The 24,463-nt window shown below is 63.8% G+C and carries 26 protein-coding genes and 1 pseudogene; 13 read left to right on the forward strand and 14 right to left on the reverse strand.

The window, feature by feature from the left end; translation table 11 throughout:
• From MKK67_RS02925 to MKK67_RS02945, 5 genes and pseudogenes are all read left to right on the forward strand, one after another.
• Nucleotides 1-239 (forward strand): annotated as a pseudogene (locus tag MKK67_RS02925) (hypothetical protein); the annotation flags it as partial.
• Nucleotides 240-255: 16 nt separating this feature from the next.
• Nucleotides 256-423, forward strand: coding sequence for a hypothetical protein (locus MKK67_RS02930; protein ID WP_243962144.1), 168 nt, complete (start codon nt 256-258; stop codon nt 421-423).
• A 148-nt stretch (nt 424-571) separates the two neighbouring features.
• Nucleotides 572-859 (forward strand): hypothetical protein, encoded by a 288-nt coding sequence (locus MKK67_RS02935; RefSeq protein WP_243962145.1) that lies wholly within the window; start codon nt 572-574, stop codon nt 857-859.
• Between the two features lie 522 nt (nt 860-1,381).
• Nucleotides 1,382-1,543, forward strand: coding sequence for a YqaE/Pmp3 family membrane protein (locus MKK67_RS02940; protein WP_243962146.1), 162 nt, complete (start codon nt 1,382-1,384; stop codon nt 1,541-1,543).
• 30 nt (nt 1,544-1,573) lie between these two features.
• Nucleotides 1,574-1,813, forward strand: coding sequence for a hypothetical protein (locus tag MKK67_RS02945; RefSeq protein ID WP_243962147.1), 240 nt, complete (start codon nt 1,574-1,576; stop codon nt 1,811-1,813).
• Nucleotides 1,814-1,883: 70 nt separating this feature from the next.
• Here the strand turns inward: MKK67_RS02945 and MKK67_RS02950 are convergent, their stop codons facing one another.
• The 4 genes from MKK67_RS02950 to MKK67_RS02965 all read right to left on the reverse strand — a co-directional run bounded on the left by MKK67_RS02950 (nt 1,884) and on the right by MKK67_RS02965 (nt 3,619).
• Nucleotides 1,884-2,207 (reverse strand): hypothetical protein, encoded by a 324-nt coding sequence (locus tag MKK67_RS02950; protein ID WP_243962148.1) that lies wholly within the window; start codon nt 2,205-2,207, stop codon nt 1,884-1,886.
• A 209-nt stretch (nt 2,208-2,416) separates the two neighbouring features.
• Complete coding sequence (locus MKK67_RS02955; RefSeq protein WP_243962149.1) at nt 2,417-2,608, reverse strand: DUF3606 domain-containing protein; 192 nt, start codon at nt 2,606-2,608, stop codon at nt 2,417-2,419.
• Between the two features lie 86 nt (nt 2,609-2,694).
• Nucleotides 2,695-3,015, reverse strand: a complete 321-nt coding sequence (locus MKK67_RS02960) for a GCG_CRPN prefix-to-repeats domain-containing protein (RefSeq protein ID WP_243962150.1) — start codon at nt 3,013-3,015, stop codon at nt 2,695-2,697.
• A 343-nt stretch (nt 3,016-3,358) separates the two neighbouring features.
• Nucleotides 3,359-3,619, reverse strand: a complete 261-nt coding sequence (locus tag MKK67_RS02965) for a hypothetical protein (RefSeq protein WP_243962151.1) — start codon at nt 3,617-3,619, stop codon at nt 3,359-3,361.
• Between the two features lie 579 nt (nt 3,620-4,198).
• On the opposite strand from MKK67_RS02965, the gene MKK67_RS02970 reads away from it, so the two are divergent.
• The 3 genes from MKK67_RS02970 to MKK67_RS02985 all read left to right on the forward strand — a co-directional run bounded on the left by MKK67_RS02970 (nt 4,199) and on the right by MKK67_RS02985 (nt 7,647).
• The gene (locus tag MKK67_RS02970; RefSeq protein WP_243962152.1) at nt 4,199-5,386 is read left to right on the forward strand and encodes a tyrosine-type recombinase/integrase; all 1,188 of its coding nucleotides are present in this window, start codon (nt 4,199-4,201) and stop codon (nt 5,384-5,386) included.
• 140 nt (nt 5,387-5,526) lie between these two features.
• Nucleotides 5,527-6,438 carry a helix-turn-helix domain-containing protein gene (locus MKK67_RS02975; protein WP_243962153.1) on the forward strand — a complete coding sequence of 304 codons (912 nt, stop codon included), beginning with the start codon at nt 5,527-5,529 and terminating at the stop codon, nt 6,436-6,438.
• A 354-nt stretch (nt 6,439-6,792) separates the two neighbouring features.
• A complete protein-coding gene (locus MKK67_RS02985; RefSeq protein ID WP_243962155.1) occupies nt 6,793-7,647 on the forward strand; it encodes a hypothetical protein in 855 nt (284 codons plus the stop codon).
• Between the two features lie 248 nt (nt 7,648-7,895).
• On the opposite strand, the gene MKK67_RS02990 is transcribed toward MKK67_RS02985, so the two are convergent.
• From MKK67_RS02990 to MKK67_RS03020, 8 genes are all read right to left on the reverse strand, one after another.
• Nucleotides 7,896-8,471: a hypothetical protein gene (locus MKK67_RS02990; protein WP_243962156.1), complete on the reverse strand. Its 576-nt coding sequence runs from the start codon at nt 8,469-8,471 to the stop codon at nt 7,896-7,898.
• Nucleotides 8,472-8,786: 315 nt separating this feature from the next.
• Nucleotides 8,787-9,730 (reverse strand): IS630 family transposase gene (locus MKK67_RS02995; RefSeq protein ID WP_243962157.1). Its coding sequence is split into 2 segments (ribosomal slippage): nt 8,787-9,394 and nt 9,394-9,730, totalling 945 coding nucleotides; the frame shifts between segments, so codons are not numbered across the junction.
• A gap of 499 nt (nt 9,731-10,229) precedes the next feature.
• Entirely contained in the window at nt 10,230-10,700 is a 471-nt protein-coding gene (locus MKK67_RS03000) for a hypothetical protein (protein WP_243962158.1), read from the reverse strand.
• A gap of 699 nt (nt 10,701-11,399) precedes the next feature.
• Nucleotides 11,400-12,779 (reverse strand): MmgE/PrpD family protein, encoded by a 1,380-nt coding sequence (locus tag MKK67_RS03005; RefSeq protein ID WP_243962159.1) that lies wholly within the window; start codon nt 12,777-12,779, stop codon nt 11,400-11,402.
• 263 nt (nt 12,780-13,042) lie between these two features.
• Complete coding sequence (locus MKK67_RS03010; RefSeq protein ID WP_243962160.1) at nt 13,043-14,197, reverse strand: 6-bladed beta-propeller; 1,155 nt, start codon at nt 14,195-14,197, stop codon at nt 13,043-13,045.
• A gap of 148 nt (nt 14,198-14,345) precedes the next feature.
• On the reverse strand, nt 14,346-14,495 hold the full coding sequence (locus MKK67_RS32840; protein ID WP_409568361.1) for a DUF4147 domain-containing protein: 150 nt from the start codon (nt 14,493-14,495) through the stop codon (nt 14,346-14,348).
• 10 nt (nt 14,496-14,505) lie between these two features.
• The gene (locus MKK67_RS03015) at nt 14,506-15,585 is read right to left on the reverse strand and encodes a tartrate dehydrogenase (RefSeq protein WP_243962161.1); all 1,080 of its coding nucleotides are present in this window, start codon (nt 15,583-15,585) and stop codon (nt 14,506-14,508) included.
• Between the two features lie 44 nt (nt 15,586-15,629).
• Complete coding sequence (locus tag MKK67_RS03020) at nt 15,630-16,928, reverse strand: MFS transporter (RefSeq protein WP_243962162.1); 1,299 nt, start codon at nt 16,926-16,928, stop codon at nt 15,630-15,632.
• 154 nt (nt 16,929-17,082) lie between these two features.
• On the opposite strand from MKK67_RS03020, the gene MKK67_RS03025 reads away from it, so the two are divergent.
• Entirely contained in the window at nt 17,083-17,796 is a 714-nt protein-coding gene (locus MKK67_RS03025) for a GntR family transcriptional regulator (RefSeq protein ID WP_243962163.1), read from the forward strand.
• Nucleotides 17,797-18,530: 734 nt separating this feature from the next.
• Nucleotides 18,531-19,454: an alpha/beta fold hydrolase gene (locus tag MKK67_RS03030; RefSeq protein ID WP_243962164.1), complete on the forward strand. Its 924-nt coding sequence runs from the start codon at nt 18,531-18,533 to the stop codon at nt 19,452-19,454.
• A 79-nt stretch (nt 19,455-19,533) separates the two neighbouring features.
• On the opposite strand, the gene MKK67_RS03035 is transcribed toward MKK67_RS03030, so the two are convergent.
• A complete protein-coding gene (locus MKK67_RS03035) occupies nt 19,534-20,145 on the reverse strand; it encodes a hypothetical protein (protein ID WP_243962165.1) in 612 nt (203 codons plus the stop codon).
• Nucleotides 20,146-20,185: 40 nt separating this feature from the next.
• The gene (locus tag MKK67_RS03040) at nt 20,186-21,565 is read right to left on the reverse strand and encodes an MFS transporter (protein ID WP_243962166.1); all 1,380 of its coding nucleotides are present in this window, start codon (nt 21,563-21,565) and stop codon (nt 20,186-20,188) included.
• 388 nt (nt 21,566-21,953) lie between these two features.
• On the opposite strand from MKK67_RS03040, the gene MKK67_RS03045 reads away from it, so the two are divergent.
• The 3 genes from MKK67_RS03045 to MKK67_RS03055 all read left to right on the forward strand — a co-directional run bounded on the left by MKK67_RS03045 (nt 21,954) and on the right by MKK67_RS03055 (nt 24,365).
• The gene (locus MKK67_RS03045; RefSeq protein ID WP_243962167.1) at nt 21,954-22,589 is read left to right on the forward strand and encodes a DUF938 domain-containing protein; all 636 of its coding nucleotides are present in this window, start codon (nt 21,954-21,956) and stop codon (nt 22,587-22,589) included.
• Nucleotides 22,586-23,311 carry an SDR family NAD(P)-dependent oxidoreductase gene (locus MKK67_RS03050; protein ID WP_243962168.1) on the forward strand — a complete coding sequence of 242 codons (726 nt, stop codon included), beginning with the start codon at nt 22,586-22,588 and terminating at the stop codon, nt 23,309-23,311. The genes MKK67_RS03045 and MKK67_RS03050 overlap by 4 nt, the downstream gene beginning before the upstream one ends.
• A 418-nt stretch (nt 23,312-23,729) precedes the next feature.
• Complete coding sequence (locus tag MKK67_RS03055; protein ID WP_243962169.1) at nt 23,730-24,365, forward strand: carboxymuconolactone decarboxylase family protein; 636 nt, start codon at nt 23,730-23,732, stop codon at nt 24,363-24,365.
• Nucleotides 24,366-24,463 lie beyond the last annotated feature (98 nt).

Below are 24,463 nucleotides of genomic sequence, written 5' to 3' on the forward strand. Positions count from 1 at the left end.
TGCGCGTGCTGGAGCGGCCCGAGATCCCGCTCCACACCAACGGCTCGGAGAACGACATCCGCGCGTGCGTGACCAAGCGGAAGATCTCCGGCGGGACGATGAGCGAGGCCGGCCGCATCGCCCGCGACGTCATGCTCGGCATGAACCCAGCACAGCGCGTGCGTGCCGACCCGGAACTGACCGGCCCCATCCGAGACCACGACCGTGTCGGGCATCAGGCCGTGCGTGCGCAAGCGTAAGAGTTCCGGCGGGACGATGAACAAGGCCGGCCCCAGCGCCCGCGACGTCATGCTCGGCCTGATGAAGACCTGCGCCACACTCCGTGTCTCGTTCTTCCGCTACCTCGGCGACCGCCTCGGAATTCCAGACGGTGACGCGATCCCGCCCCTCCCAGACCTCGTCAGAAACGCCGCAACGGTCTGAACGCCCGGATATCTGCCCCGGTTACGTCGAACAGGCTCTAAGTCCTTGATAGGACGCGCTCGCTTGCGCGGAGCCGGTATCCCCTTCTGCGGCGAGCGCTCTAGGTAGCGGAGGCGCCCACGGCCACAGGCTCTTGAGGGGACCCACGATGGCACACGAGACACCCGACGCCGATCGCGCCGCCCGTGTGATCGCCGAGAACGTCTACGCGGCGTTCTGCAGGCGGGCGACGATGCCGAACCGCCCGTTGGAGGAGCAGACGATCCTGGCGCGGCTCGTCGAGGCGATCCGTCCCCAGATCGGCGGCGGCGCTCCGGGGGCGATCGTCGAGGCGGCCAATGCGGCGCTGTCCGCATGGGAGCAGCGCGATCCCGAGATTCGAGGGCCGCGCGTCGTCGCGGTGAGCCCGATCGATGGCGCGGTGACCGTCGGGTAGCGCTGGCGCCTCATCCCGGATGTCGGATCCGAAAACGCTTTGACGCTGCAGCCTCGTTTTCCGAGAGCCGGCAACCACCTTTCGGGATGATGCTTGCGCCGATGCCGCGCGGACGAGGTGCTGACGGTGAAGCGGTCGTGATCAGGGACCAGCATGCGTAAGGGGCGGTCGAAGTCTGGCTCATCGCAGCGCCCGCTGCCCGAGAGCCTGACGCAGCATCTCTCGGATCCGAAGATCAGGGTCCTCAGGACGCCGGACGGCCGGCGCCGGCCCTCGCGCGCGGCCGGAGCGGTCAGGAAAGTCTGCATCTCGCTGGTCACGCTGGCCGTCATCGTGCTGGCCGGGGGGCACCTCGTGCATGCGTGGTAGCCGATCCGCCCTCCCGGACGGGTCCCCCTGTCGGGCTTCATGCGTCCCGCCGGGGATCCCGGACGCGCGGCCTGCCGCGTCGAGCCCCGCACGGCAAAGGTCTGGCTGAACGCGCGCGGCTCCCTATGTCAGCCGCAAGGAGCCGTTCAACCCATGATCATGATCATCATCTGCTTCCTCGCGCCATGGCTCGCCATGTTCCTGCGCGGGAAGGTCATCCAGGGCATTCTCTGCATCCTGCTCCACCTGACCATCATCGGCTGGATCCCGGCGACGATCTGGGCCCTGGTGGTCACGCGCCGGGAAGCCGCCTGACACGCCACCCGCGACGGAGAGGAGGTGCTGATGCCGCCCAAGCTCACCAAGACGATCATCGGGGCGGTCATCGCCGTCGCCCTCGCGGCGGCCGTCTCCTACGGCTTCGTCAGCCAGCAGACGGCCGACCAGATCCAGACCAAGGCGAACCAGACCCTCCAGACCGACCAGACCGCGCCGAGCCCGGTACCGCAGCAGCCCCAGCCGGCGCCGGAGGCGAACCCGCAGGCCCCCACGCCGTCACCGCAGCCATCCGCGCCGCGGCCATAGCGTCACGGGGCGGAAGACGGGCGGAGGCGGGGCGCTCTCCGGCGGCTCCCCTCCCGGCCCGCGCACGGCGTTATTGGAGAGAGCCGGGTCCCGGAGACATCGAGCGTCCCGCTTCGAGCAGGGCTCGGATCTTGGCCGTCGCATGCGCGAGGATGTCGGGGCGCGCGTCGTCGTAGGACGTTTCCGTCAGGAAGCTTTGCAGGGCCTCCTCGATCCGGCCCTCGATCTCATCCATCACGGTCAAGCCGTTCGGGCCCTCCCGACGCAGATAGGCGTCCGCGAGGGCCAGATAGGCCGCGCTGGCGAGCAGAAAGGCCACGCCGTTGGCCTCCTGAGCCTGATCGGAGCCCGGCTCAGTATCGTTCGCCAGATCGTCCGAGAATTCATCGATCATCAATGCACGCTCTGCACGGAGCCCGTGCGGAGCATGTCTCAGTTACTGCGGCGCACACAGCTGCAAATACTGCGTATCGGCCTGACCATTTGGCTGATAATTCTATTCTAGATGTCGAAATTCCGCAGTAATGCGCCCCTTGGTTGTGATCAGGCTCAGGACGGGCTCGGGCCCCGCGCGCATGCCGGGGCGTCGGTGGCCTCGGTGCGCTACACGATTCCGCTGCCGTCGTAGGGCCAGGGCCGATCCAGATGCGCCGCGACCGCCGCCGGTTCGTCGCCGACCGCACGCACGGCCTCGGTCACAGCCTCGACCGGCACCTGCAAGCGGCGCGCCCAGTACGCCGCCGAATTCGGATCCTCGACATTCACGCGCTTGGGCTCTTGGGACAGATCGGACATGGCAGCCTCCGGCGGGAGAACCGCCGGGAGGCCTGCCGGTTCAGTCGCGGCCGACGTGACCGATCGATCACGACCTCGGACGGCGCTTACCAGCCGCCGTAGGACCGGCGCGGGCCGTCGTAGCCGCCGGGTCCCCGCTCATAGCCGCCGTATCCGCCGCCGTAGCCGTATCCCGGGCGGCCGCCATAGGCTCCGCGGGGTCCGCCATAGCCCCAGCCGCGATCGTTGGGACGGCAATGGCCCCACGGGTTCGGATGGAAGCCCGGGCCGCAGCCACCGGCGACGCGCTCGATCAGCCCGTCGCCGCCGGGCAGGCCATAACCGAACGGCGCCGCCTGCGCCGCCGTGGCGGTGGCGAGCCCCGCCGCGAGCGATGCGGCCATCGCGAGGGTCTTGAAGCGCACCATGACACGACCTCCTGAAACCGTCGGCCCGCTTGGCCGGACCGGATGCCAGGAGAATGGAGCCGGCTCCCTGAACCCGTTCTGGTTGCGTCGTTCATCAACCTGATGGTGAACTGAACGCGGTCGGATCGCGGTGTGGTTTCGGCAGGACGCAGAAAGACGGCGGGGCTCGCACCCCGCCGCAGGCCGATCCGATCGGATCCGTCGCGAGTCCAGGCTTGGACCTCAGGAGCCCAGCAGCATGCCGGCCGACCCGAGAAGGGTCATCAGCAGGCCGCCGACGAAGGCCCCGATCATCGCGTACGAGAAGGCTTTCAGCGCCATGCGGGGATGCCTGCGATCCGGATCAGCACCGATAGCCGCCGCTGGTCTGGCCGTACTGCTTCACGGGGCGCGTCTGCTGGTTGGCGTTGCCTTCCGCGGCCGAGCTCATCGGGCAGCGGTCGTAGACGGACCCCTCGTGGACCCCGAGCCCCAGGGTACCGGTGGTCTCGACCTCATAGGGGGTTAAGCCGGTCCAGCGCGCACCGTTGGATGCCATGGCGGACGAGATCGGGGCGACGCCAAGGACAAGCGCGGTGACGGCAGCGGCGATACGGGTCTTCATGGGTGAAACTCAGCTCCTGCAAACTACAGACCGGTCGTTCGGGCCTGTTTCGTCTTGTGCAAGACTAAGATGGTGCATCCCGCCCCAGCGTGACGTGCCGCCCCGCACGCGGTGCGACGGATTAAATGGCGGACGGCATTTGCGTGGGGTGGCGCAAGAGCGACGGGAGCGAACCGGCCAGAATCGGGAGGGGCATGAACCCAGGTCGGAAGTCCACGCGGCGCAGGCCCTGTCGTTGTGTCTGGAGAGGCGTTGGCCCTTCGACCGGCGCGGTCCGACATCTCGGTGCGGTCAGGTCGCTCGTCCCCGTAGATCGGGCAGACGGCTCGGCGAGAGCACTTGGAAAAGCCAGTTGCGACGGCGAATGGCCGCTAAGCTGGCGGAGACGGAGTCCGCCCAACCCAATTATGCCAGGAGATCCGAGAAGGTCCAAAATCGACCGATTTGCTATAGCCTATGAAGGGGATAGCAAGGTTTCGATACCAACGCGCTCGTCCAATACGATCCCGTAAGATCCACTTGCAGCCGACATGCAATGTGGGTCAAATTGTGGGGCAGGCGAGTTAGGCGGACCCGGTGATGGGCGGCAAGGGGCGACATCCCGAGAAGGCACTGACGACCGTCCAGGTGCGAGCGCTGAAGCACCCCGGCCGCTACGCTGATGGCCACGGCCTCTACCTCGTCGTCGACCCCTCGGGGGCTAAACGCTGGCTCCTGCGCATCATGGTGCAAGGCCGGCGACGCGACATCGGTCTCGGTGGCGTCGGTCTCATTAGCCTCGCCGAGGCTCGGGAGAAGACCCTTGCTTACCGCAAGACTGCCCGCGGTGGCGGTGACCCTCTGGCCGAACGCAAGAAGGCACTGGCGACGACCCCTACCTTCGCCGCGGCCGCCGAAATGGTTCACGCCGAACACAAGGCGACCTGGAAGAACCCTAAGCACGCGGCGCAGTGGATCACGACCCTCCGCACTTACGCTCACCCCCACCTTGGCATGAAGCGGGTCGACCAGATCGAGACCCCCGATGTACTGCGAGCGCTGTCCCCGATCTGGCTGACAAAAGGCGAAACAGCCCGGCGGGTGCGTCAACGGATCGGCACCGTGATGGACTGGGCAAAAGCGGCCGGTCACCGGAGTGGCGACAACCCGGTCGAGGGGGTGGCCAAGGGCCTTCCGAAGCAGGGCGAACGGGAAGAGCACCACGCCGCCCTGCCTTACGCCGACGTGCCAGCCTTCGTCGCGCGGCTGCAGGGTATAAGCGGTCAGGGCGAGATCGGGCGATTGGCCTTCGAGTTCCTAATCTTGACGGCGGCGCGCACTGGCGAGGTTCTGGGAGCGCGGTGGACGGAGATTGATGAGGCGGGAGCGCTGTGGATCGTGCCCGCGGCGCGGATGAAGGCTGGGCGGGAGCACCGGGTTCCGCTGAGTGGACGGGCATGCGACGTGCTGGCCCGGGCTCGGGCATTGGGTGGCAGCACCGCGCTGGTGTTCCCCGGACGCAGGGGCGATCGGCCGTTGTCGAACATGGTGTTCCTGATGGCGCTGCGCCGGATGGGGTCGTCAATCACGGCGCACGGGTTCCGGTCGTCGTTCCGGGACTGGGCGGCCGAGGCGACGAGCCTGCCGCGGGAGGTGGCCGAGATGGCACTGGCCCACACGATCGAGAACCGTGTTGAGGCCGCCTACCGGCGGGGCGACCTGTTGGAAAAGCGGCGCGACCTCATGGAAGAGTGGGCGCGTTTCGCCGCTAGCATGCAACCGCTCTGAATTTGGACCACAGTAACATGCATAGGCCGCGCAAATCCCGGAAGCGCTTAATCGACCGACGGAATCGCACGAGCGTTCGTCTGACACCTGAGGAGAAAGCGCGGTACCTTCACCTAATTTCAGAGGATTTTCTCGCCGATATGACGGCGACCGAGATAGCAAAAAAATACGGCATATCAACCGCATCGGTCTACCGGTGGCAACGGCAAAGTGACGATATTCAACGAGCGATGAACTCGGCCGCGCCCGACAGTCAAATTCGTATCGCTGACACTTTGCTGCAACTCTGCGGCGATAAAGATAGGGAGCCGGCAGCGACGCAGGAGGCGCTATTTCAGCTTCTCTGTTGGATCCGGTGGCCGTCAGAGCCCGGGTTTCATGCCCCTGCGATGATTAATTGCATAACATCATATGCCGCCCAGAAACTAGGGAGTCTAACAATAGCCGATCTTGATCAAAAACAACAAGATATAATTTATAAGTACTTGACCCTGGACCTCGTCAAGCGGCTGAGCTCACCGCAAGCTGCGTTTAACCCAGATTTTGAGATCGTGACAAACACAAAATCGCGTTATGACGATCGTCAATTTTACGCGCAGATTATCAATTACTTGATTTACAATGAGTCCTCCAGAACACACAGTCGCCGCCGACGTACGCTGGAGAAGCTAAAAACCCTCGTTGAGGCAGGGGCGTTTGGACCAGACTGGTCGATGTCGCGTCGTACTTTTGAGCACCAATGGCGTAGCAGAGCTTGCACTTTCCCCTTCCTCTATGTCGAGCAATACCACTCCCCATTCGACTGGTCATTGAACCCGCAAGATGACGATTTCGCTGAGAGCGTCGACGAGATCGTTTCCAATCTCGCCGACTTTCCAGTTTATCTGGGTCAGGTGAGGGGGGTGATGCAGCAGTTGCATAGGGTGCTTGACCCGCGGGCGACTCGCTTCATCGCGTTTCCCAAATTGCCAGGGCAAGTGGTAGTAATTCCCACGGTTGCTCCCGAACTCTCCGCCAACCTCCGAGCGAAAATCAACGAGTTAATTTCGTAGCTAACTCGTTGTAGCAGCTGCTTGTTTTTCTCGTGCGAGTTAATTTCTGACGTCAGCCACCTAGTTGTCGATCATCATACATCGGTCAGCACAAGCGGTGTTGGCAGTCGTTCGGCGGAGATAATTAATGTCAAGCTCAAGTGATAATAGGAACAGCCCTCCTGGTATGGTGTTTGAGGCGACTTGCTTGCGTCTCAGTCAGATCATCCATCCGCATGGCCCTTTGCCGATCAGCAAATCCTCCTGGTGGGCCGGGGTTCGGTCGGGCCGTTACCCGCAACCCGTGAAACTCGGGCCCCGTATCACCGCGTGGCGGTACGAGGACATTCGCAGCCTCGTTCAGGCGGAGGTTGCGTGATGAATGCCGGCGGCAGAAGAGCAAAGAAGTTGGGTAACTCGAAAATCTCTACTCGCAAAGCAAGTTTGAAGACCCCACGATTGGTCTCTGGTCTCGATGCTCTCAGAAGTATTTCTCTACCTAATCGACGGCACATTAAAGCGAAGCGTACCGACCGACCGGCCTTCCTCGAAAAGGGTGGTGTCGAACGGAAAATCGAACGTATCAAATCTCTGTTCAATAAAGCAGAAGGCAGCTACCGAGAGCGCATTGACATGCAGATCATCAGTTGCTTTGAAGTAGCAAGTCATCTCTGGGGCATTAGAAAAAATTGTGCCGATGTGCTTGACGGCGAATTCATGCGTCAGATTGAGCGTCGTCCGAGCAAGGGCGAGGCGTTGCGCTTCGTTCTATCCAAGGTACGTACAGATGCGAAAGAAGGGAGCTTGTACTACCGGGCGACTGAGCCCCTATTCCTGAAAGGGGTTACGTTGCCCGAACTGTCAAAAGCGGTCACCGATGCAGGGGGATACAGAGCGCTCGCAGCTCAGCACGTGAAGTTTCCTCGCAGGTCGAAGCAGCCCAATAATGAGGTCGCATCCGATGCGAGCGACGCATCCGGCGATGATAATGCCAAAGATCAAGCAAAGGATGACGGTAAGACCGATTACGGAACGAGGGATGAGCAGCAAAACTATCCGGTCGTCAAAACCTTCAAAGGCACGGAGGTAGTCCACTGCAAGTTCGACGGAAACGCCAGAGACATGACAAGACTCGTAACTGGCAACTGGTTCGGCGTTTGTGGTCGCGTCCTGGGAGTGGTCGATGGTCGGCCGATCATAGAATTTTTCGGGCACACCCTTCTCGATTGATCGGGGGGCGCTCACGCGCCCCCTACTCCGTTCGAAGAGTAATACTCTGGAACAAGGTTGGGTGGTTAGGAAAGAAAACCCGCGGTGAAGGCCTCCCCATCCAACCCCCTTTCGCACCGTGCGAAAAATGCCAGCGTGACTCAACTAACCGCTCGCGTCCTCGGCGCTGCCCCACAGGGCTCCCTGTGGGGCAGCTGAGCCCCCTCGCTGATTACCAAGCACCAAGCTCTGCGTCGTTCCCGATGCCCCTATCGCATCTCGCCCGAGGTCCGCGGGAGGATGACGAAGCCGTCGACGCCGATCGCGGCGCGGCGCTGGACGGTCTTGTAGCCGTAGGCGACGACGTAGCGAGTCCGGGTCTCGATGCGGGCGAGGTGAAGCCGGAGCAGCGGGTGCTCGCCGTGGATGTAGAACTGCAGGTTCTCGTCGAAGTGGTCGTGGATGCTTCCCTTTAGGCGCCGTTCCGGGTGAAAGAGGGCGACCCCGTGGAGGTGAAGTCCGTCGTTGACCCGCACCTCGCCGAGGAGGTGTTTCTCCTGCTTGGCGACGGGGTAGTCTGGTGCGGCGACGATGATTGGCAGCTTGTCACGGTTCCGGGGAGCATTGGGCCGGTGGAAAAGGCGGGTGAGCAGTGTGGCGTACACCCGGCACAGCTCCTGTTCCATCACCCGCAACTTAGCCGCTTCAGATCCAGGGATGTGCTTGAACATTAGGGTGATGAGGTAGCCTTCCCAACCTGCATCCATCTTCTCCTTGCAGTAGGTGCCCCAAGCTTCGATGTAGGCTTTGCGGGTGGTGAAGCTGTTCGTATCAGGCATCGTCATATCAACTGTTCCCATTTTCATTTAGGCAATAGTCTGTCATATGCACTGCGGGTTCGCAGTGCATTGGATCGTCTGATGAAGTAGGGTCGGCTCGGCGGGCGCTTCCACGCGTTGCTTTGGCCTACATTTTCAATTGGCTTTTACGAGTCGAGGCCCGGCGCTTTCCCGCAGACGAACGGGATCGAACGGGGACGGCAGCAAGCCACCCATTCCTGGGAAGCCCGTCTGAGGCATTTCGTGGCTTTGAAAAGCGAGTGAACTGTTCGGTCAGTCGTTGCGCCAGTGGTCGCAGACCGACGCTAGAGCGTTTTCGGTTTAATCTGGCTCATATCCTGCGGCGGCGAAGAAGTTGGCGCACTCGTCGGGTGTGACGGTGTCGACGAGGCGTCTGATGGCCGACCACAGACCCTCGACGGTCCGCTCCGCGGCCTTGCGCAGCAGCGCTTTCAGTTTCGAGAACGCCATCTCGACGGGGTTGAAGTCGGGGCTGTAGGGCGGGAGGAACAACAGCCGCGCGCCGGCCGCCTCGATGGCAGCTCGCACGGCCGGCCCCTTGTGGCTGCTGAGGTTGTCCATGACGACGATGTCACCGGGAACGAGCTCGGGCACCAAGACGCGATCGACGTAAGTCTGGAAGGCGTCCCGGTTGATCGGCCCATCCAGCACGAACGGGGCGGTGATCCCGGACAGGCGCAGGCCTGCCACGAAGGTCGTGGTCTTCCAATGGCCATGCGGCACGGGCGAGCGCAGCCGCTCGCCGCGCGGTGAACGCCCGCGGGTGCGGGCCATGTTGGTCGCGGTCCAGGTCTCGTCGAGGAACACGAGGCGGGCCGGATCGAGATCGGGCTGGCCCTCGAACCAGGCCTCTCGCGCAGCCCTCACGTCCGGTCGATTCTGCTCGGCGGCGTGCGCTGTCTTTTTTTGTACGTGAGATCGCGCGCGTCGAGGAACGTCCAAAGGGTGCCGAGCCCGACCGTCAGATTGTGCGCGTCTCGAAGCCGGGCGCGCATCTCCTCCAGGGTGATGTCGTCCTGCGCGTCGATCAGGCCGCGCAGGAACGCTTCGTGCGGATCGAGCTTCGAGCGGCGCGCGCGTCCTTGCGGACGGGCAGCCACCGTCCCGGTCGTCGCGAGCGCGGCCATCCAGCGGATCGAAGTAGCGACACCGACCCCAAACCGCGCCGCCGCCTGCCGGCGCGAGGTCGTGGCGGCGGCTTCCACCACCCGATCGCGCAGATCCTGACTGTAGGGCAGTCCCATCGGTCGCTCCTCCTCCAGAGCGATCAGTGAATCAGCCCGACAGTCTCGCGTGAACCCCGCCGCATCGACTCAGGGCAAACCGAAAACGCTCTAGCGGGCCGGAGGATCTCCTGCGCTGGAATCGGCCGGCGATGCCGACCGGTCAACCGCACATGATCTGCTCACCCGTCATCCTTGTGCCGGTGGAGGGCGGCGGGAACTCGTAGAATATGGACGGCGATCGATCAAGGCGCCACAACCAAATGGATTCGACATGATAGATTATATTAACTCACCAAAAATTGATGCGCTTCTCTGGAGTTACTCTGTGAATTCAACGGCGCCGAGCCAATGGAGGCCGTTATGTTGACGGCAGGGGTCATGCGACGGTTGTCCAGCTATCTTCATCAAGTGGGGGGTGTTGGCTGGATCGAGGCATAGAGTTCACCCGAGTAGTCAGATCCTCGACGGTCCGGCCGCACGCGTCGAGGTACGCGTGCGGCCGCATACTCGTTGCGGACTACAGCAGGCTGGTGCCGTCGGCACGTTTGGCGAAGTCGAAGGGACTGACCACCGGTCCCGGTTTCAACCATCCCGCTTCCCGGCACGCGGAGATCATGAGTCCGCACTGCATCGCCAACTCAGCCATGGCTACGAACGGGCCGAGCGCATCGGCGAGCTGCAGGACCCGCGCCCAGGTCAGACGCCGGAGCCCGTCGGCGGCGCGGCTGGCCTCGCACGACAGCAAGCTGGCGGCGCGCGCGATGAAGGCATCGTAGTCGGCTTCTGGTTTCGCCCGCAGTTGCCCCGCGTCAGTGTAGCCCTCAAGCATGACGCTGCTCATGGCCGCCATCTCAGATGCCGCCTGCAGCGGACCGATCGCCTCAGCGCGCAGCTGTATGCACCGTAAGATTTCGCCCGGCAGAGGATGAATGGGCCGATCGCATCCAGGCTTCGACGTATACGTGCGGCGATTGCTTTTCTTGGTCATCGTGTTGCTCGCTAAACTGGAGTGCGGCTGTGCATCCCTCGAGCTTTTACGAGTCTGGCCTCGGACACTTCGGGCCGAGATGGAGGCGGACGCCAAAGCGCTGACGTTGTTAGCGGGTCCGTATCACTTGACTCGCACATAGATCCACTCTGGCTTGACCGGATCCTTATCGATCACGCCATCCACACCACCGGCGCCGATTTGCCGATCAGTGTCTTGTCGAGGTCGTTGACGGATCCGCTTCTTGATGCACCTCGGTTCTGTAATGCTGTCTCGAAGAGCAGCCAAAGGCCGAGCCTAAGCGTTTCGATGCTGCTGCGGCACGACCGAGGCAGGGGCGGCTTACCTAATGCTCAAGACACACCGCAGCAGCGGGTTTGTGGCCGTTCCAAACCGTATGCTCATGATCACCGCGATTGCATGTGCGGTTGGTTTAGAACAAAATACGAACATGCCAACGCGTGCAGCGGGCGCCTTCGTGGGCAGCGCCATGTCACCTCCGTGTTCCGGCCGCACGCTGTTCTTTTTTGAGAAGCCCTCGGCGATGCGTCAGTTGCAGCGCTTCCTCCGCTCGCTGAATACGGTCTGCGTGGCCGCCGAGGGACACCTGCTGTCGGCCGCTGAGCCGGGCAGCATTCCGGCCCGAATGGGAGCCCTGGCGCTTCGACGGGCTGTCCATCTAGCTTGCCACGATTCCGGTCAAGCGAACATCCCGGCAAAGACCGACCGCATGTCCGGCACCGACTCCAAGTTCTGCACGGAGACCACGATCCGCTCGGCTCTATCGCGCGGCAGACCAGCAAACTCCGCGCAGTCCTTGAATTTGCGCACCTCGTCTTCAAAGCTCATTGGATTCTGCGGACTGCCCCGGGCAAAATCGTCCTGGCCCGAGAAAATCCGCCCGTCCTTGAGCCGGACGGTGACAAGGCTGCGCATCTTGTCCGTTCCCGCCGCGTCGGCCGCTGGGTCGTTGTAGAAGTCGATCCGCTCAACCATCGCCCGCAGGTCGGGGCGGCTCACCACATCGTCCTGGAACTGTGCGAGTCCCGCCCTCCCCAGCACGAGGAGGACGGCCATGCAGTACTCCATGCTGAACTTACCTTGCGGGCCCGTCGTCGGACGATGGTGGATCAACGTGTTCAGCATCTGCCGGTTGGTGCCAACCCGCACTCGTTCCACGTCCTCCGGCTTGATGCCGTGCTGTGCGATCAGCCCGGCCATTACGTCCATCGCAGGGTGGGTGAGCGAGCCGGATGGGTAGGGCTTGATCGACACGCCGGGCGAGAGGAGCGACCACGGCCGGCCAAACCGACCCACGATCGCCACAGTGTCAAAGCCGCCGCCGAAGGACGCAAAGAACCCGCGCTTGGCCTCGAAAATGTCTTCGGCCGCCGTCCATCCAAGCGCGGCAAGGTCAACGGCGGCGATCCCGGCCTCGGCGGCGTGGCCGGCCTGGAACGGCTTGGTCATGGTGCCGAAATTCTCGCGCAGGCCGCCGGCCTCCGCGCCGGCCACCCCGAAGGCGTTGCGCAACTGCTTGGCGTCGAGACCGCGCAGCTTCCCCGCGGCCGCCGCCGAGCCGAACACCCCGCACATGCTGGTGGAGTGGAAGCCGCTCTCGTAGGAGCGAGGCGCAATCGCCTCGGCGAGCTTCGTAGCGACCTCGACGCCGAGATGGTAGGCCAGCATGAAGTCGCGGCCGGACTTAGCCAGCGCCTCCGCCACCGCGAGCGCGGCGGGCAGGTTCGGTACGGTTGGGTGAGTGAGCAGGCCGTAGACCCGGTCCTTGGCCACGGCGAGCTGGGTGTCGTCGTAGTCGTCAGCGTGGATGGAGACGCCGTTGGCGAAGGCGGCAAAGCGTGGGCCGGCGTGCAAATTGGTACCAAGCACGGTGGCCGGTCCGTTCAGTACGCCGATGTCGGCGAGGTAGCGGCGGACGATCGGACCGGTCTCGGCCTTCTCGCCGGCGATGGCGAGGCCGAATGCGTCCAGGATGTGCTGCTTGCCGAGCGCGATCAGCTCCGGCGGCAGGTCCTCGTATTGGGTCGAGACCACGAATGCTGCGGCCTCCGCCGTCACTTCCGGGGCGGGGGACTTGTGACCGGCGGCCGTATTAGGATCGGCCGCTCCCGGGCGGACCTCCGCCCGGGGCTCGCCGCCCGCCGCCCACGTGCGTCGGCCCGTCCCGGCGAGAGTCGCCGCGGCCCCGATCGCTGACAAGCCGGCCAAGAGTTGCTTGCGGTTGAGCATAATCCATCCTCCTCGTCTCTACGGGGCTGGCTCGGGCGGCCACTCGCACCGTCTCTTTGAACGACCACAACTAATCCAATTTCGATTGTCGATCAGAGATGGCCCTGAAGCAGGTACTTTCGCAGGCTATGGGCGCCTACGTCTGCCGCGTAGATGTTACCGTGCTCATCGGCGGTGACGCCGGACGCCGATGACCCGCGCACCACCGTACTGAGATCGGCCGGGTCGGGGATGAAGGCTTTCAGCGTCCCGTCCTTAGCGCTGCCGACGATGATGCCTCTGATCAGGCCCTTCGTCGCCGTCGGGTCATTTTGCGCCGCACCTGTATAGGCGGGGTCTGGATATGCCGTCCCGGCGTAGATCGTGTCGTCCGCGCCAACGAACACCGAGTTCACTTGGCCGAATTGCGGCCAGGCGGCGATGAGCTTGCCGTCTTGGTCGAACACCTGGATGCGCTTGTTCTGACGGTCGGCCACGTAGACGTGCTGTTGGGATCCGCCGATACAGATATCGTGCGGCCCATCGAAATCACCCGGCGCCGACCCCAGCTTGCCCCAACTTTTGATGAAGCGACCGCTCTTATTGAATTTCATGATTCGAGCGTTGTGGCGCGCGTTTGGGTAGTGGCCGTCCGAGACGAAGATGTCGCCGTTGGGCGCGACGGCGACGCCGGATGGGCGGTCGAAAGTGTCGGAGCTGCTGCCTGAGATCCCCTCCTTGCCCAGCGTCAGCAGCACCTTGCCGGTCGGACTGAGCTTGAGGACGTCCTGGCCCATTACCGCGCCGTCAGCGTTCGTTGCGGGCAGGCCAAGCACAGCCGCTTCGTCGTTGACGTCGGTGACCAAGAGGTCGCCCTTCTCGTCGATGGCGAGGCCGTGTGGGTAGGCGAGCAACCCAGCGCCGAGGCCAACCAGCAGCTTGCCCGACGGGTCGAACTCCAGGATCGGCGGATAGTCTTTGTAGGCACCGAGGCAGACCGCGCTACCGGGCGGCGTGACGGCGAAGCAGCGGTGGAGGACCCAGATGTTGCCGCGCGGGCCGACCTGCACCCGGCTGACCTCGCCCCAGCGCCCGCCGTTCATGCTCTCTGGCAGCGTAGGCCAATCCTCGACGAGGCGGTATGGGTTTGGCAGATCGGTTGGCTGCAAAGGCTGAGCCTGCTGGGCCTGCGCCGGGCAGCCAAAAACGAACGCGCATATGCCGAGCATGACTCCGCGCGGCATTCGACTGCGACGCCACAGATTCATCGGATGCATCGCTGATCAACTGCCCCACCCTTTTGGTGCGGCTCGCCCCGCTCGCAAGAGCGATAGTCTTACCGCCGCACCACGCCCTCACAATTACAATCCGGCGAAGCTTTGGATCACCGCAGTATTCGGTCTCGCTGCGGGGACATTAACTTCGCCGGAGGCGATGAGCACCCGACCAAGCCGCCTTGACGGCCTGTGCCATCAACGCCGCAGCCTTTCCCGCTCCAACTATGACCGAGCGACCATGAAGCGGCTCCGATAGATGCCGGGCAAGGCTAGCGGCGGGATCAGACACGGCGCTCGTCTTACTCGTTGTCGCCCTGAACGGCAGCGATCACCGCGTCCGTGACCTGACGGGTGGTGGCCTTGCCGCCAAGGTCAGGCGTGTGCAGGCTCGGATCGGCGGTGACGCGCTCGACCGCACGCATCAGCCGGTCGGCCGCGGGCTTCTCGCCGAGATGCTCCAGCATCTGACAGGCGGTCCAGAAGGTCGCGATCGGGTTGGCGATGCCCTTGCCGGTGATGTCGAAGGCCGAGCCATGGATCGGCTCGAACATAGACGGGAACGTGCGCTCCGGGTTGATGTTGGCGGTGGGCGCGATGCCCAGCGAGCCCGCCAGCGCGGCCGCGAGGTCCGACAGGATGTCGGCGTGCAGGTTGGTCGCCACGATGGTGTCGAGGGTCTGGGGCTTCACCACCATGCGCATGGTCATCGCATCGACCAACATCTTATCCCAGGTCACGTCCGGGAAGTCGGCTGCGACCTCGGCGGCGATCTCGTCCCACATCACCATGGCGTGGCGCTGAGCGTTCGACTTGGTCACTACCGTGAGCAGCTTGCGTGGGCGGGACTGGGCGAGCTTGAACGCGTAACGGATGATGCGATCGACGCCGCTACGGGTCATCATCGACACGTCGGTGGCGACCTCGTTGGCGTGGCCCTGATGGACGCGTCCGCCGACGCCCGCGTACTCGCCCTCCGAGTTCTCCCGGACGATCACCCAGTCGAGTTCCGGACCGGTGACGTGGCGCAGGGGACTGGTGATGCCGGGCAGGATACGGGTCGGGCGGACGTTGGCGTACTGGTCGAACGGCTGGCAGATGGCGAGCCGCAAGCCCCAGAGGGTGATGTGGTCGGGCACGTCAGGCGCACCGACCGCGCCGAAGAAGATCGCGTCGTGGTTCCGGATCTGGTCGCGGCCGTCCGCGGGCATCATCACGCCGTGTTTCTTGTAGTAATCCGAGCCCCAATCGAAATGGTCGAACTTGAACTTGAACGTCCCGTTTTTCTCAGCCAGGGCGTCGAGCACTTCGATACCCGCCGCAATGACCTCAATGCCGATGCCGTCCGCGGGGATGGCGGCGATGTTGTAGGTCTGTGTCATGACGGATCTCCGTGCGTTTGGAAGGGTCTAGGAACGAGGAACGTTCAGCGGGCGACGGCGCCCGTGGGTTCGGCACGCCTCCCCGCGCGAGCGACGAGGAGGGTGACGACGGCGGAGAGGACAAGCAGCCCAGCCACGAAGATCAGGCCGCCCGTGAAGCTGCCGGTCCGATCCTTGATCCATCCGATCGCCCAGGGGCCGACGAAGCCGCCGAGGTTGCCGATCGAATTGATCGTGGCGATGCCCACCGCCGCGGCCGAACCGGACAGGAACATCGTCGGCATGGCCCAGAGGGGTGGCTTGGCCGAACTGATGCCGATGTTGACGAGGGTGAGGGCCGCGACGACCGCAAGGGTCGAGGACGCTCCCCCAGCCAGCATCAGACCCGCCGCCGCGACGAGGCAAGCGATAACGACGTGCCACGTGCGCTCGCGTGTCTTGTCGGAGTGCCGCGCCCACAGGATCATGGCGATGATCGCGATGGTTGGCGGAACGCCATTTAGGAAGCCGACTGCCATCGTGGACAGGCCGAAGCTCTTGATGATTTGCGGAGCCCAGATGCCGAGCGTGTACAGACCGGCCGAGGTGCCGAAGTAGATGAGCGCGAGCGCCAGGACGCGGGGGTCGCACATACCGGCTACGATCCCGTGCTCGGCAACCACTTTCTTGCGCGCGTGTTCCTCGTTCATCTCGGAGACCAACCACGCCCGCTGATCGTCAGGGAGCCACTTCGCCTTCTCGGGACGGTCGGTCATGTAGAACAGCACGATCACGCCGAGGATGACGGCCGGAACGGCCTCGATGATGAACATCCACTGCCAACCGTGCAGACCGAGGATGCCCTCCATCTCCAGCAGAGCGCTCGACAGCGGCGAGCCGAGCACAACCGAGATCGGCGCGGCGGCCATGAACAGTGAGACGACGCCCGCCCGGTAGCGGATCGGGAACCAGTAGCTCAGGTAAAGGATGATGCCGGGGAAGAAGCCTGCCTCCGCAGCGCCGAGCAGGAACCGCAGGGTGTAGAAGCTGTACTCGCCTTGCACGAAGGCGAACGCAAACGAGATGATCCCCCAGGTGATCATCACGCGGGCAATCCAGAGCCGCGCACCAACCTTGTCGAGGACTATGTTCGAGGGAACCTCGAACAGGAAGTAACCGAAGAAAAAGATGCCCGCTCCGAAGCCGAATACGGCTGACGTGAAACCGAGATCCTTGTTCATCGTCAGCGCGGCGAACCCGATGTTCACCCGATCGATGAAGGCGATGAAATAGAGCAGGCAGATGAAGGGGACCAAGCGCCACGAAACCCGGCGCATGGTCGCTTTTTCAAGCGACGTGTCCATCGTTTCCTCCTGCCGCCGGGATGCTCCGTTGATTCTGGAGCGCCATCTTCCATGCAAGCTAGAATACGGTTAGGTGCCCTAAATCGCTGTGTCAATCCTCGTTCCTCAAAAGGCATGGAAGATGATATGCGTGCTTCAACGGGGGAAATGAAGAATGGCGCGGGTGCAAGCCGAAGTACGGCCGGACACGGAGGAGAGCGAGAAAAAAACCTCACTCGTCGATGACGCTTATGCCGCCATGCGCGCGGCGATCCGCGAAGCCAGCTTCGCACCGGGCTACCAAGCCTCCGAACAGGAAATCGCGCTGCGGTTGGGCATGAGCCGCACCCCCGTGCATGAAGCTGCGATCCGACTCCAAGAAGACGGGCTCGTACGGGTGCTGCCGCGTAAAGGCATTTTGATTCTGGCGCTCGCGCCCGATGATGTGCGCGAGATCTACGACGTGATCATTGGCATCGAGGGCCGTGCAGCAGAACTCGTTGCTATGCTTCCGGAGGTCGAGCGGCTCGCCGCCGCGAAGGTCCTCGATGTCCACACGGAAGCGATGGCGGACGCGCACAAGAGCGGAGATTTGCCAGCGTGGGGCGAGGCGGACGGTGCGTTTCACGCGGCGCTGATCCAGCACGCGCGCAACGGCCGGATGAGCCGGATCATCCAGGCAGTTAACGACCAGTCCCACCGCGCGCGGATGCTGACGCTCAATCTCCGCCGGGGGCTCGACGCCTCGATCATCGAGCACCGCAAGATCATCGAAGCCATTCGCACAGAAAAACCTGTCGAGGCGCTGGAGGCTGCACGTCTGCACCGTATCCGCGCACGAGACGATCTACTTCCGATTCTCAAGAATTATGGGCTTAAGCACCTGTGAAAGTGCTTGTGGCCTACGGACAACCGGCATCAAATACAAGCTTATGCAGTCAATTCTGCTGCTAAAATCCGTTCTTATTTGAGTGTGTACTTCCAAGCATTAGCGCGGAAGCGCGCAGATGCGGCGCCGTTATAAATCACATAAATCTGATGTCGGCTACATAGTTGCAGAATTTCAGTAGCGACCTTTGCATTGTTCAAGGCAAAAAATCTTACCTGTGCGGGATAGATCTGCAACAAGCGGCAGGTCGCACGCAATCAAATACTTAAATTATTTAATCAGCAATTACTCAATCAACTCGGCTACGGCATTAAAGTCGGTCGAATGCAGATCGTGATAGGGATAATGGCTAAATTTTTGATCCGTGTGAGCAATCGCGACATTGCCGTGTCCGTACTGTGCGACGTTTTTGGAGGAGTTCAGGAACGGCCCGGAGATGTACGAACCCAAAAAGGACATTCAGTACCGATAGGATGGGTGGTGGGGCTCGGCTCCGCCGCGTCCCGGGGGCAGCCAGTGGCTCGCCATCGGTCGCTATCCCTCCGGCTAACGTGTCGAAGGGGCAGGCTTAAAGCTCAACAAAGGGAAAGTGGCTCGGCCGCGTCGCGAACATGCTGGTTCATCGAGGCGGTGGTGACCGTATCGGATTCCGGCCGCGGGATCGGCGGGGCGTGCGGTGACATTCAGTCCAGCGGAAGCGATACTCTCCTGAAGAAATATGGGAGGCGTTTGTGATGCGGCTCAGGATGGCAGCTATATTGGTCGGATTGTTCTCAGGGCTTCCCGGTGCGGCTTACGCGCAGTGGGCGATTCCAGACGGTGTCAAAACCGCGGAGGTGCAGGGTTATCCGCTCGCCTACCAAGAGGCTGGATCCGGCGAGCCGGTCGTGCTGGTTCATGGGTCGCTCGGTGACTACCGAATCTGGTACGCGCAGGTACCGGTGCTGTCGAAGCAATACCGCGTCCTATCCCTCAGCCTGCGCCACTACTATCCCGAACGCTGGGATGGTGTCGGTGAGGATTTCTCCATCGCTCAGCACGCGGTTGACGTGGCCGCCCTGATCCAAGACCTTAACCTTGGGCCTGTCCACCTGCTCGGCCATTCACGGGGTGGAGCCGTGGTTCTGACGGTGGCGAAAGAGCACCCGGAGCTGATCAAGACCCTGATCCTTGAGGACGCCAGCGGCATGGAGGGGCTTCTGCCAGAGACGCCTGAGACCAAAGCCATGGCCGGCGAAGTGAAGGGTTTGGTGTCGACGCTACGAGCCAACCTTGCGGCCGGAGACAAGGAGAAGGCGGGTCAAGAGTTCACCGACGGGTTGAATGGGCCTGGCACCTGGGCCAAGCGCTCTACTCTTCAGAAGGAGATCCTGCTCGACAATCTCGGCACCGGGGTCGACAGCGGCGAACGGGGAAACATCGCCTGCTCCGACATCGCCAAGTTCAGCTTCCCCGTCCTGACGCTGACCGGCGAGCGCAGCCCGAAACGGTATCCGGAAGGATTTGCCGCGGCCCGGAAGTGCAATCCTGCGATCCCGGCTGCGATCGTGATCCCGAACGCGGCCCATGCGATGAACCGGGACAACCCCGAAGCCTTCAACGCCGCCGTGCTGGCGTTCTTGGCGCAGCACCAAGGGCATCCACCGGCGAGCCGCTGAGCCGGCCGCGTAGCTCGCGCACGACTTACTCGGCTGGTTCGTCTGCGATCGAGGGGAGCCGCCCTCATCCCCGACATGGTCACGGCGCCTGCCTGTCCCGCCGTGCCGCGAGGATCGTCTCCGCGGCAGCCTGAAAGGCGAGCGCGGCATCGACCCCGTCCATGGCGTATTCCGGCCAGCGGACGGGAGCCATGCGGACGGCGAGCGTGACGCCGGCCGAGAACGTGGTCGCGATCGCGTCGTTGCGCGCGCTGAGCCAGGTTGCCTTGATCAGCGGATTGGTGTCGTGGCGGAACCGCGCCAAGCTGCCCGCGGTGAGGTAGGCGATCACCGTCGCACTCGCGGCGGAGAAGCCGAGCAGCCCGGGATCGATCGGTCGCGGATCCGCTACCTTGTCCCACAGGTCGTAGAGCGTTTGCAGGCCCCCGACCGTCAGGACGGCGGCGATGAGGTAGGCGGACAGTTGCTCAGCCCGTGCGCCGCGCCCGAACACAAACGCCGCCACGGCGTTCAGCAGGACCGTGTAGATCCAGTCGAGCGCATCCTTGAGGAACTGGGCCGAGCTGACGGAGAGGGCGTACGTGACCTGTGCGGCGGCGAAAATCGCGATGCCGATCGCGATCGCCCAAACCGTACGTTTGTAGGCCCGCCCGTGTTCGTCGAGCGTTCCACTCACGACGCCGTCAGTCATACGGATTCCATCCCTGAACCTTCCGACAGGCCAAGCGCGCTCAGGACGCCACGGCGAGGCGCGTGAAGCTCACCGCGCTCGCAAACCCAGCGAAGGCCGCCCCAAGCCCCATCGCCAAGGCTGGACCGTGCGCTTCCGCGATCGCGAAGCACGCCGCAACGAGGGCGGCGCCCAGGGTCTGACCGAGCAGCCGCGCCGTGGCGACGATGCCGCTCGCCCCGCCTGATCGGTTAGCTGGTGCGCTCGTCATGATGGCGCGCAGGTTCGGGGCCTGGAAGAAACCGAACCCGGCCCCGCAGATTGCCATCCGCCAGATGATGTTCGGGACACTGGGATCCGCGGGCAGCAGCGCGAGCAGCCCCATGCCGAGCGCGAGGCCGGCAAGCCCGATCCCGCCGAGCAGGCCGGGCGCATAGCGGTCCGAGAGGCGGCCGGCTACCGGCGCCATCAGCGCGACCACCAATGGCCAGGGCGTCATCAGGAAGCCGGTTTCGACCTGCGAGCGGCCGAGCGTGTGCTGAAACAGGAACGGCAGCGAGACGAAGGCGAGCCCCTGCGCTGCGAAGGAGCATACAGCGGTCAGAGCTGACAACGCGAACAGCGGGCGCTTTAGGAGATCAGCGGCCAGCATCGGCGCCGGGTGCCCGGCCTGGCGACGCAGGAGCAGGGTGAAGCAGGCGAGCGCCCCGCCGACTTCCAGGAGGATGCGCCAAAGCGGCCCCTCGTGTGCGGCCTCACCCAACCCGAGCACGAGGAGCGCGAACGCGGCGGCGTTGAGCAGCGCGCCGGCAACGTCGAAGTTGTGCCCGGAACGTCCGGTCTCCGGCAACGCGGTCCAGGCCAAGGCGAGGGCGCCGAGGCCGATCGGCACGTTGACGGCGAACAGCCACGGCCAGGGCGCGGCTAGCAGGATCAGCGACGCCACGGTCGGACCGACTGCGAAGCCAACGCCGACAACGAAGGCGTTGAGCCCGACGCCGCGACCTAGCTGATGTGCGGGATAGATGAAGCGGATCAGCGCGATGTTCACCGCCATCAGTGCGCTCGCCCCGATTCCCTGAAGCACGCGCGCAGCGACCAGTGTCGGCAGGGACCAGGCCAGGGCGCATATGAGAGAGGCGCCGGTAAACAGCACGAGGCCAGCGACGTAGATCCGCCGCTGCCCGACTATCTCGCCGAGCGCCGCGATCGGCAGCAGCGTCGCCACGACCGCGAGTTGGTAGGCGTTCACGATCCAGACCGAGGCGCCAGGATCGACCCCGAGGTCAGCGGCGATGGTCGGCAGCGCCGTGTTGGCGATGGCGGTGTCGAGCGTGGCGAGTGCCACCCCGGTGAGCACCGCGGCCATGGCCCGGCCGCGCTGGCCCGGCGGTAGCCCATCGCGAGCTATCGCGGTTGGCTTCAGGGTTGTGACAGACATTCGGAGGGAAGGTCTCGCGTTTCGAACCGACCTCGGACTGCGCCCTCTTTCTCAGCTTGGCAATCGTGCAGCATCATCACCCATGTGCAAGGCGCCGCCTCCATCGCCGCGCCGGAATGGAGGTGTTGACCCAATGGCATGGAGCATTCCAGCCGCGGGCTCGACTGCGGTTTTGGCTTGGTGACCTGGCGGCTGGAATTCGGCGTTCGATACTCACTCGCGAAGTCTGCAACGGGTGTGAGGAGCAGAAGTTGGGTCCACGCCCAGAAGCGGACCTTCGGCTTTGCGCCCATGCTGGCCATTCGGGGAGCGTGCGCGAACCGCCAAAAACAGACATGCTGCGGTGGAAGACCACGCGGCCCCAAGGGATCATCGCTTGAAGCCCCCCATGTCGGATGCCCTGTTCTCGCCGGCCGTTGCGCGCAACGCCGCGGCGATCGTCGAAATCCTGGGGCGCGTCTTTCCACCCAGCGGCCTCGTTCTGGAGATCGCAAGCGGATCAGGCGAGCACGCCGTCCACTTCGCCCGGGCGATGCCTGCCCTCGACTGGCAGCCCAGCGATCCGGACGAGGTGGCGCGCCGCAGCATCGTCGCCCATACGCGTGCCTCTGGCCTCGCGAATCTCCGGGCCCCGCTGGCGATCGATGCAACCCGGCAGCTATGGCCGGTGGCGAAGGTCGACGCGATCGTCGCGATCAACATGATCCATATCGCGGCCTGGGACGCGACAACCGGGCTGATGGCCGGCGCGGGTGCGACGCTTCCTGTGGGGGGAATTCTCTACCTCTATGGCCCATTTCGGGAGGATGGTGCCCACACCGCGCCGAGCAACGCCGCGTTCGACGATGGCCTGCGCACGAGGAACGCGTCCTGGGGTGTCCGTGACGTCGAGGCCGTCGCGGTTGCCGCCGACACGCATGGGCTCCATCTCGCCGAGCGCGTCGCGATGCCCGCCAACAACCTCAGCCTGATCTTCCGCAAGCTGGACCGACCCTCTGCGAACGTCGGCAGGGCTTCGCGTTGACGGCGCCAGCCTCGACCAGCGCGGTCGTCATCGGCGCCTCGGGCGGGATAGGCCGTGCTCTGGTGTGCGCCCTCGCTGCCAGCGAAGCCTACGCCCCGGTCTTCGCGCTCTCCCGTTCGGAGCCGTCAACTCCCCGAGGCGTTCGCACCGTTCCGATCGACCTCGGCGATGAGGCGACGATCGCTGCGGCTGCGGCCAACGTCAGTGCGGCCGGACCTGTCGGTTTGGTCATCATCGCAACCGGCATCCTTCATCAGGACGGCGTTTCGCCCGAGAAGACATTCAAGGCGCTCGATCCCGCCGCGATGGCCGCTGTCTTTTCGGTCAACACGATCGGCCCGGCGCTCGTCGCCAAGCATTTCGTGCCGGTGCTGGCGCGCCGGGGACGCTGCGTGTTTGCGGCGTTGTCGGCGCGGGTTGGCTCCATCGACGACAACCGGTTGGGCGGCTGGTACTCCTATCGCGCGTCGAAAGCGGCGTTGAACCAGATCCTGCGGACCCTCTCGATCGAAGTGGCTCGCACTCGACCGGAGGCACTCGTCGTCGGCTTGCATCCGGGTACGGTCGCTTCCGCCTTGTCGCGGCCCTTCCGGTCAGATCCGACTAAGAATGTCGTTCAACCCGACGTGAGCGCGTCCCGTCTTCTACGCGTGCTCGATAGCCTCGGCGTGAAGGATACCGGCGGCGTCTTCGCCTGGGATGGCACGCGGATCCCGGCCTAAACGAGTGACCGAGATGCGCTCAGTGGTATCCAACTGCCGGGCCGGCAAGCGCGGCTTGCAGTATGTTGATGACGATCGCCCTCGACGGTTGAAACGAGCCCAGTCCGGTCTGTGGGCAGACGCTGTCAGCATCTTGATAGCGAACGCTGCGGCCGCGCAGATTTCGAATCTGGACGCTGCCGGTCACACAACTTGAATTTCGGGCGGGACGAGCAACTCCATTCCGAGCGCCCTCGCGAAGGCTTCCGGAAGGGCAGCGCGGACGATCTGCATGGCGGGCATTTCGGGCAGGGAGTCGGCATTCAGAGATCAATGCCGCCATGAAGACTGTTCATATTGACGGACGGATAGACACAAACGGTTCGTTTGGCCAACATGACCGTATTCGGTTGCAAAATCCGGAATGGGAGGAGCGCCGATGAAAGTGCTAGTTCTAGCCGCCGTCAGCCTGCTGCTGGCTGCGAACGACACCTCAGTGCAGACCGTCGAGCGTTTCCCGCCTCTGCAACCAGATCAGATGACGGCAGCCCAGAAGAGCGCCGCGGACGCGATCCTCTCCGGACCGCGAAAATCCCTTGACGGCCCGTTCAATGCGTGGCTGCGCTCACCCGAACTCAGCAATCGTCTACAAAAAGTCGGCGAGTACCTCCGGTTCAATACGAGCCTGCCTCGTGATCTCAACGAGTTCGCAATCCTGATCACCGGCCGGGTATGGAGTTCCGGCTATGAATGGTACGCGCATCATCCGCTGGCCATTAAGGCTGGCCTTCGCCCCTCGATCGCCGAGCACTTGAAGGCCGGCCGGCGGCCGGCCAGCATGAGTACCGACGAGGCGCTGATCTACGATTTCTCGACCCAGCTTCATCGTGACAGGCAAGTGTCCGACGCCCTGTACAAGTCGGTGGTCGCCCGGTTCGGAGAACAGGGGGCGATGGATCTCATCGCAGTCAGCGGCTACTACGACCTCGTCTGCATGACCTTGAATGTCGCCAAGGTCGAGCCGCCCGCCGACGCGAAGGAAACCTTGCCATCGCCGCCCGTTCCGGCTGACTGATCGAGTCCGATCCACGCGGCGCGGCGGGCAACGCAGAGCTTACGGCCAGATGCTGGAGGGGCAGGCCAAAGATCTCTTCGGCGGGTCCCAGGCACCCT

Source organism: Methylobacterium sp. J-072, assembly GCF_022829425.1.
GTDB lineage: Bacteria > Pseudomonadota > Alphaproteobacteria > Rhizobiales > Beijerinckiaceae > Methylobacterium.